Here is a 12638-nt window from a genome sequence, read left to right as displayed (position 1 = left end):
TAATTATGTTAGATATAAAGCAAATAAAAGAAATTTTGCCACATCGCTATCCATTTTTACTTGTTGATCGAGTTGTTGAAATGGAAGCCGGCAAACGAGTAGTAGCAATAAAAAATGTTTCTGTGAATGAACCCTTTTTCAATGGGCATTTTCCTGAATATCCTGTAATGCCAGGAGTTCTTATTGTTGAAGCATTAGCGCAGACTTGTGGAATTGCGATTGTGCAAGGTCCTGAAAACAAAGGGAAAATCGGTTTGTTTGCAGGAATCGATAAATGCCGTTTTAAACGTCAAGTTGTTCCTGGAGATCAGTTGAAATTAGAAGCTGAAATCACGCGATTGCGCGGGGCACTTGCTAAGGCAAATGTAAAAGCCACAGTTGAAGGCGATGTCGTTTGTGAAGCCGAGATTATGGTTGCACTAAGCGACGCTGAATAATGATAGAGAAGAGTCTAACCTTAAAAAGTTAGGCTTTTCTTATGCTATAAATTTCTGTAGTTATTGTAGCACGAAATAAAAAAAATGAAAAATACCTAAAATGATAATTTAAAGGGGTAAAAAGTTTTGAAAATAAAAAAATACGTAAGAAAATCAATTGATTTTGACATTTTAGTTGCTCAAAATGTAATTTTAATGTTTTTACAAAAAAAGTGAGGTCTTGTATGATAGTTCAAAATTAGGAAATGAGGTATTTTGAGAATGATAAATCAAGTAACGATTGTAGGCAGACTTACGAAGGACCCCGAATTGCGCATAACTTCTGATGACAAAGTGGTACTAAATTTCACTTTGGCATTAAATCGATTTGGAAAAGCGAAGCGCTTTGATCAGGACGCTGATTTTGTGCCGTGTGTCGCATGGGGAAGAAGAGCAGAAGAAATGTGTAATTACTGCGAAAAGGGAATGTTAATTGGACTTGTGGGGGAGTTGCAAACAAGAAGTTATGTCAATAAAGATGAAAATCGAATTTATGTCATGGAAGTGTTAACTAGAAAAATAAGGTACTTAAATTCCAATAGACCGAATTTTCTAGAGAAATCCTCCACAGAAACAACACAATAATCTAAGCAGTTGCAATGGTTTAAAGCCACATGCAAATATGTGTGTGGTTTTTCCGCTATCAGTATAGGACTTCAACAGCTTTTATGGTAAACTAAAGTATAATCTTCAATAAAACAGGAGTTAGAAATTATGACTGCAAAAAATGTTGAAATCTTAGGAATCCCCTTTATACATACAACACAAGCTGATTTCATAAGGCAACTTTTACAAGATTCTTTAGAACATAAAAAGCGCTTTGTCGTGACGGCGAATCCTGAAATCGTGATGAACACGAGAAGTGATGCTGACTTTAAGCAAATTGTGTTAAAGGCGGATTATATTACGCCGGATGGTGTTGGAATTATTATGGCCGCTAAGCGTCAAGGAAGCCTGCTACCTGAACGGGTGACGGGATTTGATACGATGCAAGGTGTTTTAAAGGAAGCTTCACATCATGGCTTAAAAGTGTATTTTTTAGGCGCTAAGCCAGAAGTGAATGAGGCACTTAAAGAAAAATTGAAGAATAGTTTTCCTAAACTAACAGTGGCCGGTTGTAGACATGGCTATTTTAACTTGAAAGAAAGTGCGGAAATTGCTCAAGAAATTAAAGCATCCAATGCTGATTTTATTTTTGTGGCATTAGGATCGCCAGCACAAGAGAAATGGATTATGTCGCACTTCAGTATGTTTGAAAAAGGGATATTTATGGGTGTAGGAGGTTCTTTTGATATTTTGTCTGGAACAATTAAAAGGGCCCCAAAAATCATTATAAAACTCCGAATTGAGTGGATATATCGCTTTGTAACTAATCCATCAAGATGGCGTCGTTTTTTTGCAATTCCGCAATTTATGCGAGCTGTAAATCGTGAAAATAAGAGGGTGCGAAAATGAGAATTCAAGGCGCGAAACTTTTTAAAGTAAGTCTACCACTTAACGAGCCATTTCGAACAAGTTATGGCATTTTGGAGGAGAAAACATTTTTTCTTATAAAATTAGTGGATGAAAATGGAATGGCTGGATACGGAGAGCTAGACGCGTTTCTTTTGCCAGATTATACCGAGGAAACATTAGATACAGCTGCATACATTATTCGAACGATTTTACTCCCAGGGCTGAAAAGAAAAACGCTAACAAAGCCAAGTGATGTACGTGAACTTTTTTCTTGGATAAAAGGGAATGAAATGGCTAAAGCTGCGATTGATTCGGCGTGCTATGATTTGTTTGCTAAGCGTAGTCGCGTTTCGCTAGCTGCCTATTTAGGTGCGAAGCGAAGGGTAGTTCCAGTTGGCGTGAGTATTGGTATTCAAAACTCGGCGTCAGAACTGGTTTCGCTTGTTCAGAAATATGTAGACGAGGGATATAAACGTGTGAAGGTGAAAATTAAACCGGGTTCAGACTTGGAATTTTTACAAGCAGTACGATTGAATTTTCCGGACTTAATTCTGATGGCCGATGCCAATTCGGCTTATACACGTGCTGAAACGTCGCTTTTTCAAAAGATGGATGAACTTCGTCTTGCCATGATTGAGCAGCCTTTTGGCGTGCGTGATTTAGCGGATCATGCCTTTTTACAAAAACAAATTCGAACACCTATTTGTTTGGATGAAAATATTCGTTCTACAGCAGATGTATTTCAAGCGCATGAGTTTGGTAGTGCGAAAGCAATTAATCTCAAGATGGCGCGTGTCGGTGGTCATACTGAGGCGCTTGAAATCACGAAGTTTTGTAAGCAAAACGGACTAATTGTATGGTGCGGAGGGATGTTTGAGGCAGGAGTCGGACGTGCGCATAATTTGGCACTGGCAGCTCGGGAAGAATTTCAGTTTCCAGGAGATATTTCAGCTACCAAACGTTATTTTAAACATGATATAATAAAAGAGAATTTTGAACTTGTAGATGGAGAAATTGAAGTTCCGCGTGGTCCCGGGCTTGGAGTTCAAATAGACGAGAAAAACTTGCAACGATTTACACAAGCCGAATGGGAGATTTTGCTAGGTTAGAGAATGGAGCTGAAACAGATTTGTTCATATGGGGTATCGTAACTTTTTTGATGGGGGTTATTTTAATTCCAATTGTGCGTAAATTTGCAATTTGGATAGGTGCGGTCGATGCGCCGCGGGAACGACACAGCCATAAAAAGGTGACACCGACACTTGGTGGGCTTGCAATTTTTATAAGCTTTTCAATCGGTTTTTTTCTAGCGCCAATTGATAAAACGGGCTTTTTACCAGTATATATAGGGGCTTTAATCATTATTGCTACGGGAATTATTGACGATATTATTGAATTGTCACCTAAGCTGAAGCTTCTAGGGCAGCTACTTGCAGCGTTTTGTGTAACGGTTTGGGGAAATGTTGTTATTGAATTTATTAATGTTCCGTTTTATGGACAACTCGATTTTGGTTGGTTGGCGATTCCGATTTCTATGATTTGGATTATTGCTATTATAAATGCGTTAAATTTAATTGATGGTCTTGACGGGCTTTCAAGTGGGATTTCAATCATTGCATTAATGACAATCGCTGGTATGGCACTTATTTTAAACGATGCGTTTGTAGCTCCAGTTGCGTTGCTTCTCGTTGCAGCGGTTTTGGCCTTTCTACTTTTCAATTTTCCTCCAGCCTCGATTTTTATGGGGGATACTGGCGCGCTTTTTCTAGGTTATATGATAGCGGTGCTTTCGCTAATGGGGTTTAAAAATGTTACCTTTATTTCGCTATTAGTACCACTTATCATCCTAGGGGTACCGCTTTCCGACACGTTTTTTGCCATCATTCGTCGGTTGAAAAAAAGAACGCCGATTTCTGCAGCAGACCGCTCGCATATTCACCACCGACTCATGGCGCTGGGCTTCACTGAACGGCAAACAGTTCTGCTCATCTATTGTATGGCGCTTCTATTTTCGCTTACTGGATTTGTATTTTCGTTCTCAACGACATGGGGCTCTGTTATCCTCCTTGCATTACTTCTCGTATGTATTGAGATTGTTGTCGAATTTATCGGGCTTATCGGTGAGGATTATCGTCCTGTTTTAAATGTACTTCAAAAAATTCATCGAAAACGAAAATAACCCTAAGCCGTGTGAGGCTCAGGGTTATTTTTATCATTATTCGCTACTAGAAGATGAACTATCATTTGGATCTTTGTAAGGTGCAGCGTTTGGGAAAGGGGAAGTGATGCTTAGTTCATTTGCAAACTCATTTGCAACACTTTCCACAGAATTCTCATCAAGAGCGTAATAGTATACGCCGTTTTGCGGAGAATCTTGCCCTTCTAAGTTTAGAGATTTCATTTCAATTGAATTGGTCATACCGAATTTTGCAATAGAAAGCATTTGATTAAATGTTAGGTTCGTTTTCATATTTTCGCCAACAGCGTCAATGATGCTTGAGTATTTATTGATGGATGAGAATTTTGTAGCTTCTTCAACGATGGCTTCAATAATTAATTGCTGGCGTTTTCCACGTTCAATATCATTATCAATATGGCGTGTTCTAGCAAGAGCCAGCGCTTCTTCCCCGTTTAAACGTTGCTTACCTTTTTCGAGTGTGATTGCGCCAGCTTCATCTTTTGAGTTTTGTTCTGTAAAGGAAACAGGAACATCAACAGTGATGCCGCCAAGGGCATCGATAATCTTAAGGAAAGCATCGAAGTCAAAACGAACATAGTAATCAATTGGAATTTGGAATTTTTCTTCGACGGTTTGCATAGTTAGCTCAGGACCGCCATAAGCGTGAGCAGCATTTATTTTTGTATATTTGTCAATGCCTTTTTTGTCTGATTGAATATGAACATAGGAGTCTCTAGGGATGCTGGTCATTTCTACACGAGCATCTTTAACGTTTACTGTGGCTAAAATAAGTGAATCGCTTCGAGGATTACCATCAGAGGCGCGTTTTTCGCTTGTGTCGACACCGATAATTAAAACAGAAAAACTATCTTTAATCGGATCAATATCTTTTGTTCTTAAAGTTGAAGCCTGCCCGTTTCGGACGTTATCGTATGAATTATCTGCAGCTAATTTTGTTTTGCTAAATAAGAAAGTACCATATCCTACACCAACTAAAATGACAAGCATAATTGGTATGAGTATCCAGTAAAGTATCCTGCGACGGCGTTTGTATTTGGTTGCACGCTGGCGACCGTTAAAGCCATTATCCATTATCTTTTTCTCCTTAAAATGTCGTTTTCATTTGCTAACAACAAACATAAACATAATTGTACCATTTATAAGCAACCAGTTTGTTACATAAAATTTAAGATTTCCTAAATTTTAGCTGTCTTTTGAAATTATAGTACTCATCTTTACATTATACCTAACTATTTATGAAAAAAACATCGAAAACATACAAGCTTTCAAAAATGTAATATAAATGAAAGCTTACTTTTGGCTAAAATAAAACTTGTAAATAAAAATTGGGCTTACATTTTGTGTGTAAAGATCAAGCTCCGAAGTTTTGGTAGTGAGCTTAAAACCAAGCTTTTCTAGTAGGAAAATAGAAGCTGTGTTTTCAGGGAGAACTTTTGCAGAAACACCAGAAAAGGTTAAACAGTTTTGAATTTGTTTGAAAAAAGCCTTTAATAATTCTGTCATAAAACCGTTGTTCCAAAATTCTTTAGCAAGCTCATAACCAACTTCGAGAGTATTATCTAATGAATTGAATTCATTAATGCCAAGTGAGCCGATAATTCGATTGTTAAAAAAGATTGTATAACGGCAAGCATGTGGTTCGGCTTCAATGGCTTTTATCATTTCCTCGGCTTGACGGACAGTTGTAAATTGTTCGATATTCATGTATTCAGCGACTTCCATATCTGACCAAATTGTAAATAAAGCAGGTGCATCAATGATTGACGTTCGCTTCATCTGCAATCTATCTGTTTGAATGATAGCTGGAAGAGCCTGAAAAAAATCTGTACGCATTTAATTAAACATCCTTCTCACGATATTTTTGTTCTCCTTCTGTACAAGAAACTTGTCCACTAGAAATTTCTGTTAGCCATGCTTTAAAAGAAGATAAATCATCTTGGTCAACAAACACAGATAACGTTACCATTTCTGTAAACTGCTTATCCATAAGCTGGTAATTTCTTTGCTCTAGAAGATTTTCAAATTTACCTAGTTGACTATACTCGATTGTAAAATGAACAATAGTAGCTAATTTGCGTTCCACTATACCAATTTCATCACAAGTTTTGCTAACAGCGCCACCATAAGCGCGAACTAAACCGCCAGCACCTAACTTTGTACCGCCAAAATAACGAGTGACAACAGCCACAACGTTTTTTAGCTGTCGTTTTTTCAACACTTCAAGCATTGGAACGCCAGCTGTTCCGCTTGGTTCCCCGTCATCATTCGCTTTTTGGAATTCATCTCTCGCACCAATAAGGTAGGCAGAGCAATTATGAGTAGCATTCCAATGTTCTTTTTTTATTTGCGCAATGAAATTTTGAGCCGTGGTCTCATCTTCTGCTCGTGCAATATAACAAATAAAGCGTGATTTTTGTATAATCGTTTCGCATTCGCCTTGTTCTTTAATCGTTAAATATTGTTCTAACATAGTTTCCTCCTAACAAAATAGAAGTTCATAGTTGCTTTCATTTTAGCCGAAATAAAGTAGCTTGTATATAATTTTTTTTTAGCAAAGATATCCTTCTTGATGAAGCGGGATTAAATTCATGTTATAATAAATTATACTATTACTTTAGATAGAGATATTGCTGAAAATATCTTTTCATATAGGCAAAATGAAACATATCTTCAGAGTGGAAAAGGATAATGAATAGCAGTAATAGAATTTGTTTTAAGAGCAGATGAAGGAAACTTACTATAGGTGTATTTAAGGGGATACTTTAGGGCTAGAAAACCAACAATGATTACAAACGGTAAATGAATTTTGGTTAAATCAGAGGAGGAAGTATTTATATGACTCTCAAAATTATGATTGTCGACGATCACCAATTGTTTCGCGAAGGAATTAAACGAATTTTAGAGTTAGAAGACTCGTTTGATGTCATTGCAGAAGCAGAAAATGGAAAAAATATCGTTGCGAAAGTTAGAGAATACAAACCAGATATCGTCCTAATGGATATTAACATGCCAACAGTTAACGGCTTAGATGCAACAGAAATGTTAGTAAGACAATTTCCAAGTATTAAAGTAATCGTATTAACTATCCATGATTCAGATGAATATGTTACCGAAGCTCTTCGCTCCGGTGCAGTGGGGTATTTACTAAAAGAAATGGATGCAAAAGAACTTGTGGATGCCATTAAAATTGTAGATGCGGGCGGCGCATACATTCACCCTAAAGCTGCAATTAAGCTTATTCGTGAATATCGCCATTTAGCAAGCACAAATACAGCGCAAGGCATTTATGGTTATCAACAACCCGAAGTGAAAATGCCACTCCATATTTTAACGCATAGAGAATGCGAAGTTCTCCAATTACTTACAGATGGAAAAAGTAACCGTGGTATTGGAGAAACTCTATTTATAAGTGAAAAAACGGTTAAAAACCACGTTAGCAGTATTTTGCAAAAAATGAAAGTGAACGATAGGACGCAAGCTGTTGTAACAGCCATAAAAAATGGCTGGGTTTACATCCGTTAAAAGGTTCAGGGGGAAGCCATGTCAAAAGAAAAAATTGCAATTGTCACAGATAGCACAGCCTATATACCAGCCGAATTGATTGAAAAGTACCAAATTCATGTGGTGCCTCTTTCGGTCATCATTGATGGCGTTGCCTATAAAGAAGAAGTAGAATTAAGTACAGCCGATTTTTATAAAAAGGTAAAAGAATCAACCAATTTCCCTACGTCTTCACAGCCTGCGCCAGGGGACTTCATTACACTTTTTGAAACCCTCAAGCAAGAAGGTTATAACAAAGTGCTTACTATCCACTTAACAAGTGGAATTAGTGGGACCTACCAAAATGCAGTGACTGCAGGCAACTCGGTTGACGGCATTGAAGTTATCGGCATTGATTCGGGAATTGCTTGCATGGCTCAAGGCTCAATCGTATTAAGTGCCGCTCAAATGGTTGCGGAAGGAAAAAACGTATCCGAAATTTTAGCGCACATCGAAGCCATTCAAAATACCATGGATGCGTATTTCATGGTTGATGATTTAAATACTTTACAGCGCGGCGGACGCTTAACGGGAGCTCAGGCTATCATCGGAAGCTTGTTGCAAATCAAGCCGATTTTGCATTTCCAAGATAAACAAATCGTTCTTTTTGAGAAAGTGCGCACGCAAAAAAAAGCATTGAAGCGGATTGAAGAAGTCCTGCAAGAAGCAGTTCAAAAAAATGAGGCGGAACAAGCTTATGTTATTCATGGAAATGCGCCTGAAAAAGGGCAAAAATGGTTAGATGAGTTACAAAGCATGTTTCCAGAAGTTGAATTCCACCTCAGCTATTTCGGCCCAGTTATCGGCACGCACTTAGGCGAGGGAGCACTAGGCCTCACATGGTCAATTAAATAAACTTAAAAACTTGGTGATTTAGATCACTGAGTTTTTTTGTATAAAAAAGTTGGGTTGGCAGCGGAAATCATATTTTGCGGTACAGGAAATCATGTTTTTCACTAAGACAAAACCGTATTTTTACCCCTCGAAAAAGTGGTTTTAGCTTCTGCAAAGAAAACGAAAATAAGGTATAACTAAGTGGACGAGGTGATTTATGGCAAAAGGTATTTTATATTTCGAAAACGAGGTAACGCATCTGGAAAATTATGAGGCGCTGCCAAGTATCGTTGAAACAGATGTGAGCCCATTTTGCTTTAGGTGCGGGAATAATCAAGCTGAGCGTTTTGCGAATTTGCCTAGCAATGAACGGTATTGCAGGAATTGTCTACTAATGAAACGAGTGAGCAGCTTACAGAAATTTTATTATCAAAAGCCAGCAGAAACAGAACGAATTTATTTTGAGGCACCGTTAATGTGGGAAGGTGTGCTTTCGTTTGCGCAACAAAGGGGAGCTGACGCGATATTAAATGCTATCCAAGAGCAGAAATCACTTTTGTTATGGTCTGTCGCAGGATCAGGTAAAACGGAAATGATGTTTCAGGGCATTGAAGCGGGTCTCGAAAAGGGCTTGCGAATTTGTTTAGCATCACCGCGAGTAGACGTATGCATTGAACTGGCGCCACGTTTGCAAGATGTTTTTCCTGATGTTCCACAAGTATGCCTTTACGGGGATTCAGAGGCAGTTTTCAACAATGAAACGTTTGTCATTGCAACAACACATCAATTGATGCGCTTTTATCGCTACTTTGATTTGATATTTATTGATGAAGTCGATGCCTTTCCATACGCCAAAGATCCTTGCCTTGAATACACGGTTCGAAAAGCGGGTAGCGAAGGAGCTATCCAAATCTTTGTGACGGCAACGCCAGAAAGAAAATGGCAACAGGAGTGCTTGACAGGAAAACGCAACTACGTAAAAATTCCAGCGAGGTATCACGGCTTTCCGTTACCTGTGCCACATAATTGCTGGATTGGAGATTGGCAAAAACAGCTAAATAAAAAACGGATTTCCAAAAAAGTTTTAACTTGGATAATGCGCTATGCAAAATTAAAGAAGCCCATCTTAATTTTCTTCCCAAAAATCGATGTTATGTTTGAATTTAGTGAAGTTATGAAACGATACGGATTTGAGCAGTTGACTACAGTCCATTCAGCGGACAAGCTACGCAAGGAAAAAGTGCAACAACTACGAGATGGAGCTATCCAAATTTTACTTACGACGACTATTTTAGAACGCGGCGTGACATTTGCAGATGTACAAGTAGCTGTTTTTGGTAGCGAGGGTTCAATTTTCACTGAAGCGGCACTGGTTCAAATAGCGGGAAGAGTTGGAAGGAAGCGAGATTTTCCGGCAGGTGAAGTTTGTTTTTTTCATTTTGGAAAAACAAACGAAATGATGCGAGCTATTCAACATATTAAACTTATGAATAAAATCGGGTGGGAAGAAGGGCTGCTTGGTGACAAATAAATGCTGCATTTGCTACCAACGAATTGAACGAGAATTTACTTGGCAGACATTACTATCTCCGTACAAAAAAAGCCTGATGTGCTCAAATTGCCGTGAAGAGTTTATTTGTGAGGAGTTGAGTGCGGAAAATAAAATAGTCCTTTTTAAGAAATCGATTTTTGTTGAAGAATTGCTAGAACGATTTTTAAAACTAGGTGATTATGCATTAGTTGGGGTCTTTAGTGAGTTAATAGCCGAAATCTATAGTTTTGATAAGTTACTGTATATTGAAACGGAAAAAATAAACGATGATTTAGGCTATAATCCTGAGCTAGAAGTGTTAAAGCAAGCGGGACTTGAGGTTGCTCACGTAACTAAAATGGATGAGGTTGCTTATTTAAATATATTCACTATTGTAGAATGGGAAAAGGAGCGTGAGCAAGAATTCATTGGAAAATATTGTATAAAAAGTGTTGAAGAGATTTACTTTACTGCTTTATTCGGAAAATAGTTGAAAATGAGGTTTGTTTTTTAGAAAAAGTGGAATGAATTAGTAAAGTAGGAGAAGACGAAAATTCCGTATTTGCCTAAGTAAATATTTGCAAAAAGTGGCATTATACCTTAGACTAGAAGTAAGAAGAGAAGCTTCTTCTTCGAAAGAATTTTTGTTTTATCCCAAAGGAGGAATTACAATGCTTAAGTACAACATTCGTGGTGAAAATATTGAAGTAACAGAACCGATTCGTAATTACGTTGAGAAGAAAATCGATAAACTCGAACGTTATTTTACAGAGGTTCCAGATGCAAATGTGCATGTGAATTTAAAAGTTTACTCTGATAAAAATGCAAAGGTTGAAGTAACAATTCCTCTCCCAAATCTTGTTCTTCGTGCTGAAGAAACAAGCGGAGATTTATATGCAAGTATTGATTTGATTGCAGATAAATTAGAAAGACAAATCCGTAAACATAAAACAAAAGTGAATCGTAAAATGCGTGATAAAGGTGCACAACAAGACTTCTTTGCTTTTGGAGAAGTTAGTGAAAGCGCACCAGATGAACATGAATCTGATTTAGAAATTGTACGTACAAAACAATTTGATTTGAAACCAATGGATAGTGAAGAAGCGGTACTTCAAATGAATCTGTTAGGGCATAGCTTTTATGTTTATACAGATGCTGAATCTGATGGTACAAATATCGTTTACCGTCGTAAAGACGGAAAATATGGTTTGATTGAAACAAATTAATTTGAAATTAAAACGTCCTGCCACATCGAGCAGGACGTTTTTTATTTATTTAGTTCCTAAAAATGGACCGTATGCGTTTGCGAATCCATTGTTATAAAGGACGCCGTTTTTATCTTTACCGACATCCCAATTTGCGGACCAGGTCATGAGTCCTTTAAGTGGGGTGCCGTCAGCTTTCAATTGGTTGAAGGCATCGTAAACGTTTTGTGGATTTATGACGTAGCCGGTTGCGGCAGCATCGTTATTGGCTGGAAGACCTAAGACTAATTTGTTGGCAGGAATTTTAAGGAAGCCGCGTGTTCCGTGAATCAACGAATCGGACATGTAGTATAAAAATTCTTTTTTGAGGGTATCATTGTTTTGCGCAATCCATTGGTTCGTTTCGTCCACCCAGACGCCATCGCCACCTTGGTTGTATAGTTGTGGTGCGATGTAGTCATAATAGCCATTTAGGGAAGTAATATACGTTTCGTAGGCACCGCCTGGTTTTAAGTAAGGGAATTCAGGCGCCATTGTAATCATGAAGTTTTTTCCTTCTGTCGCGTAATGGTTTTTTACTATTTTTAGTGCCGCGGGAATAACGGTTTGATTGTTTCCTGCCGTGATGGCAGTTTGTTCCAAGTCGATATCTAGGCCGTCAAAGCCGTATGTTTCAACTTGACGAATAATTTCATTTGCGAAGGCCTGCTCGTCGCCAGTTTGCAGTTGGACGTGCCCATCAGCACCGCCGAGAGCTAAAAGTACAGCTCGTCCTTGTTTATTTAGGTCCGCGACTTGGGCGCGAAATTCGTTATCTGTTTGGCCAACTGGTTTGAATGTTGGAATGCGGTTAACGCCATCGCCTTTCATAAAGGCAACAGGAATGACATTGTAAGCTGAGTTTACATCTTTTAACGCGATGTCTGCTGATGTGCCTTGTTTGTAGCCATCATTTCCAGTTGATTTCCAACTATGCCAATAACCTACGAGTACTTGTTTGCTTGTAAGGTCTGGCATGATTGTGGCATCATCTGTTATTGCTTTGGCTGTTTCGCCTCCCGTAAAGCTAAGTCCAATTGCAACAATACCTGCTAAAACACTTCCTGCTATCCATCTTCTTTTTTGAGTTAACATAAAAACCCTCCTTCTTTTTGTACGCGCTTACATTTGTGAGCGCGATTTGGTCGTGCTCTTGAAAATACCCGAGGAAATCGAGGCTAAACATGGAAAAATAAGATATATATTAATATGGTATAGACCAAATTGCAGTGAAAGAAGTTATAAGTAGTTTTTTTATGTGAACCAAAAAAACAAAATTTTTTTCAGGAAGTTAAACTTTTTCACACAATATCCACATCTATTTTGGGTATAAGGTGTTATAATGGTTGGTAGCTTAT

14 protein-coding genes are annotated in these 12638 nt (G+C 38.1%); 10 read left to right on the top strand and 4 right to left on the bottom strand.

The window, feature by feature from the left end; translation table 11 throughout:
- Positions 1-5: 5 nt before the first annotated feature.
- The 5 genes from fabZ (at position 6) to CFT42_RS06930 (ending at position 4110) form a co-directional block, all read left to right on the top strand.
- Entirely contained in the window at positions 6-437 is a 432-nt protein-coding gene (gene fabZ, locus CFT42_RS06950) for a 3-hydroxyacyl-ACP dehydratase FabZ (protein ID WP_088815780.1), read from the top strand.
- Between the two features lie 261 nt (positions 438-698).
- Positions 699-1061 carry a single-stranded DNA-binding protein gene (locus tag CFT42_RS06945; RefSeq protein ID WP_088809722.1) on the top strand — a complete coding sequence of 121 codons (363 nt, stop codon included), beginning with the start codon at positions 699-701 and terminating at the stop codon, positions 1059-1061.
- Positions 1062-1190: 129 nt separating this feature from the next.
- Positions 1191-1931, top strand: coding sequence for a WecB/TagA/CpsF family glycosyltransferase (locus CFT42_RS06940; RefSeq protein ID WP_088809723.1), 741 nt, complete (start codon positions 1191-1193; stop codon positions 1929-1931).
- On the top strand, positions 1928-3040 hold the full coding sequence (gene menC, locus CFT42_RS06935; protein WP_088809724.1) for an o-succinylbenzoate synthase: 1113 nt from the start codon (positions 1928-1930) through the stop codon (positions 3038-3040). Before CFT42_RS06940 ends, menC begins: the two co-directional genes overlap by 4 nt.
- A gap of 20 nt (positions 3041-3060) precedes the next feature.
- A complete protein-coding gene (locus CFT42_RS06930; protein WP_088809840.1) occupies positions 3061-4110 on the top strand; it encodes a glycosyltransferase family 4 protein in 1050 nt (349 codons plus the stop codon).
- A 36-nt stretch (positions 4111-4146) separates the two neighbouring features.
- On the opposite strand, the gene CFT42_RS06925 is transcribed toward CFT42_RS06930, so the two are convergent.
- The 3 genes from CFT42_RS06925 to CFT42_RS06915 form a co-directional block, all read right to left on the bottom strand.
- Positions 4147-5202, bottom strand: coding sequence for an LCP family protein (locus CFT42_RS06925; protein WP_088809725.1), 1056 nt, complete (start codon positions 5200-5202; stop codon positions 4147-4149).
- A 219-nt stretch (positions 5203-5421) separates the two neighbouring features.
- Entirely contained in the window at positions 5422-5964 is a 543-nt protein-coding gene (locus CFT42_RS06920) for a GNAT family N-acetyltransferase (protein WP_088809726.1), read from the bottom strand.
- A 4-nt stretch (positions 5965-5968) separates the two neighbouring features.
- Entirely contained in the window at positions 5969-6601 is a 633-nt protein-coding gene (locus CFT42_RS06915; RefSeq protein ID WP_088809727.1) for a YigZ family protein, read from the bottom strand.
- A 365-nt stretch (positions 6602-6966) separates the two neighbouring features.
- On the opposite strand from CFT42_RS06915, the gene CFT42_RS06910 reads away from it, so the two are divergent.
- The 5 genes from CFT42_RS06910 (at position 6967) to hpf (ending at position 11262) form a co-directional block, all read left to right on the top strand.
- Positions 6967-7653, top strand: a complete 687-nt coding sequence (locus tag CFT42_RS06910) for a response regulator transcription factor (protein WP_088809728.1) — start codon at positions 6967-6969, stop codon at positions 7651-7653.
- A gap of 18 nt (positions 7654-7671) precedes the next feature.
- Positions 7672-8526 carry a DegV family protein gene (locus tag CFT42_RS06905; RefSeq protein ID WP_088815779.1) on the top strand — a complete coding sequence of 285 codons (855 nt, stop codon included), beginning with the start codon at positions 7672-7674 and terminating at the stop codon, positions 8524-8526.
- Between the two features lie 196 nt (positions 8527-8722).
- Entirely contained in the window at positions 8723-10036 is a 1314-nt protein-coding gene (locus CFT42_RS06900) for an ATP-dependent helicase ComFA (protein WP_088815778.1), read from the top strand.
- Complete coding sequence (locus CFT42_RS06895; protein ID WP_088809731.1) at positions 10026-10526, top strand: hypothetical protein; 501 nt, start codon at positions 10026-10028, stop codon at positions 10524-10526. Before CFT42_RS06900 ends, CFT42_RS06895 begins: the two co-directional genes overlap by 11 nt.
- A gap of 181 nt (positions 10527-10707) precedes the next feature.
- On the top strand, positions 10708-11262 hold the full coding sequence (hpf, locus tag CFT42_RS06890) for a ribosome hibernation-promoting factor, HPF/YfiA family (protein ID WP_088809732.1): 555 nt from the start codon (positions 10708-10710) through the stop codon (positions 11260-11262).
- A 45-nt stretch (positions 11263-11307) separates the two neighbouring features.
- On the opposite strand, the gene CFT42_RS06885 is transcribed toward hpf, so the two are convergent.
- On the bottom strand, positions 11308-12375 hold the full coding sequence (locus CFT42_RS06885) for a chitinase (RefSeq protein ID WP_088815777.1): 1068 nt from the start codon (positions 12373-12375) through the stop codon (positions 11308-11310).
- Positions 12376-12638 lie beyond the last annotated feature (263 nt).

Source organism: Listeria goaensis (assembly GCF_900186125.1).
GTDB classification, from domain to species: Bacteria; Bacillota; Bacilli; order Lactobacillales; family Listeriaceae; genus Listeria; species Listeria goaensis.
Note: the sequence above shows the minus strand (reverse complement) of the source record. Positions and strands in the feature narration are given on the sequence as shown.

What these genes read in the sequence shown, in the direction of transcription:
- fabZ (WP_088815780.1), top strand. Translation starts at nt 6, where the DNA reads ATGTTAGATATAAAGCAAATAAAAGAAATTTTGCCACATCGCTATCCA.
- CFT42_RS06945 (WP_088809722.1), top strand. Translation starts at nt 699, where the DNA reads ATGATAAATCAAGTAACGATTGTAGGCAGACTTACGAAGGACCCCGAA.
- CFT42_RS06940 (WP_088809723.1), top strand. Translation starts at nt 1,191, where the DNA reads ATGACTGCAAAAAATGTTGAAATCTTAGGAATCCCCTTTATACATACA.
- menC (WP_088809724.1), top strand. Translation starts at nt 1,928, where the DNA reads ATGAGAATTCAAGGCGCGAAACTTTTTAAAGTAAGTCTACCACTTAAC.
- CFT42_RS06925 (WP_088809725.1), bottom strand. Translation starts at nt 5,202, where the DNA reads ATGGATAATGGCTTTAACGGTCGCCAGCGTGCAACCAAATACAAACGC.
- CFT42_RS06920 (WP_088809726.1), bottom strand. Translation starts at nt 5,964, where the DNA reads ATGCGTACAGATTTTTTTCAGGCTCTTCCAGCTATCATTCAAACAGAT.
- CFT42_RS06915 (WP_088809727.1), bottom strand. Translation starts at nt 6,601, where the DNA reads ATGTTAGAACAATATTTAACGATTAAAGAACAAGGCGAATGCGAAACG.
- CFT42_RS06910 (WP_088809728.1), top strand. Translation starts at nt 6,967, where the DNA reads ATGACTCTCAAAATTATGATTGTCGACGATCACCAATTGTTTCGCGAA.
- CFT42_RS06905 (WP_088815779.1), top strand. Translation starts at nt 7,672, where the DNA reads ATGTCAAAAGAAAAAATTGCAATTGTCACAGATAGCACAGCCTATATA.
- CFT42_RS06900 (WP_088815778.1), top strand. Translation starts at nt 8,723, where the DNA reads ATGGCAAAAGGTATTTTATATTTCGAAAACGAGGTAACGCATCTGGAA.
- hpf (WP_088809732.1), top strand. Translation starts at nt 10,708, where the DNA reads ATGCTTAAGTACAACATTCGTGGTGAAAATATTGAAGTAACAGAACCG.
- CFT42_RS06885 (WP_088815777.1), bottom strand. Translation starts at nt 12,375, where the DNA reads ATGTTAACTCAAAAAAGAAGATGGATAGCAGGAAGTGTTTTAGCAGGT.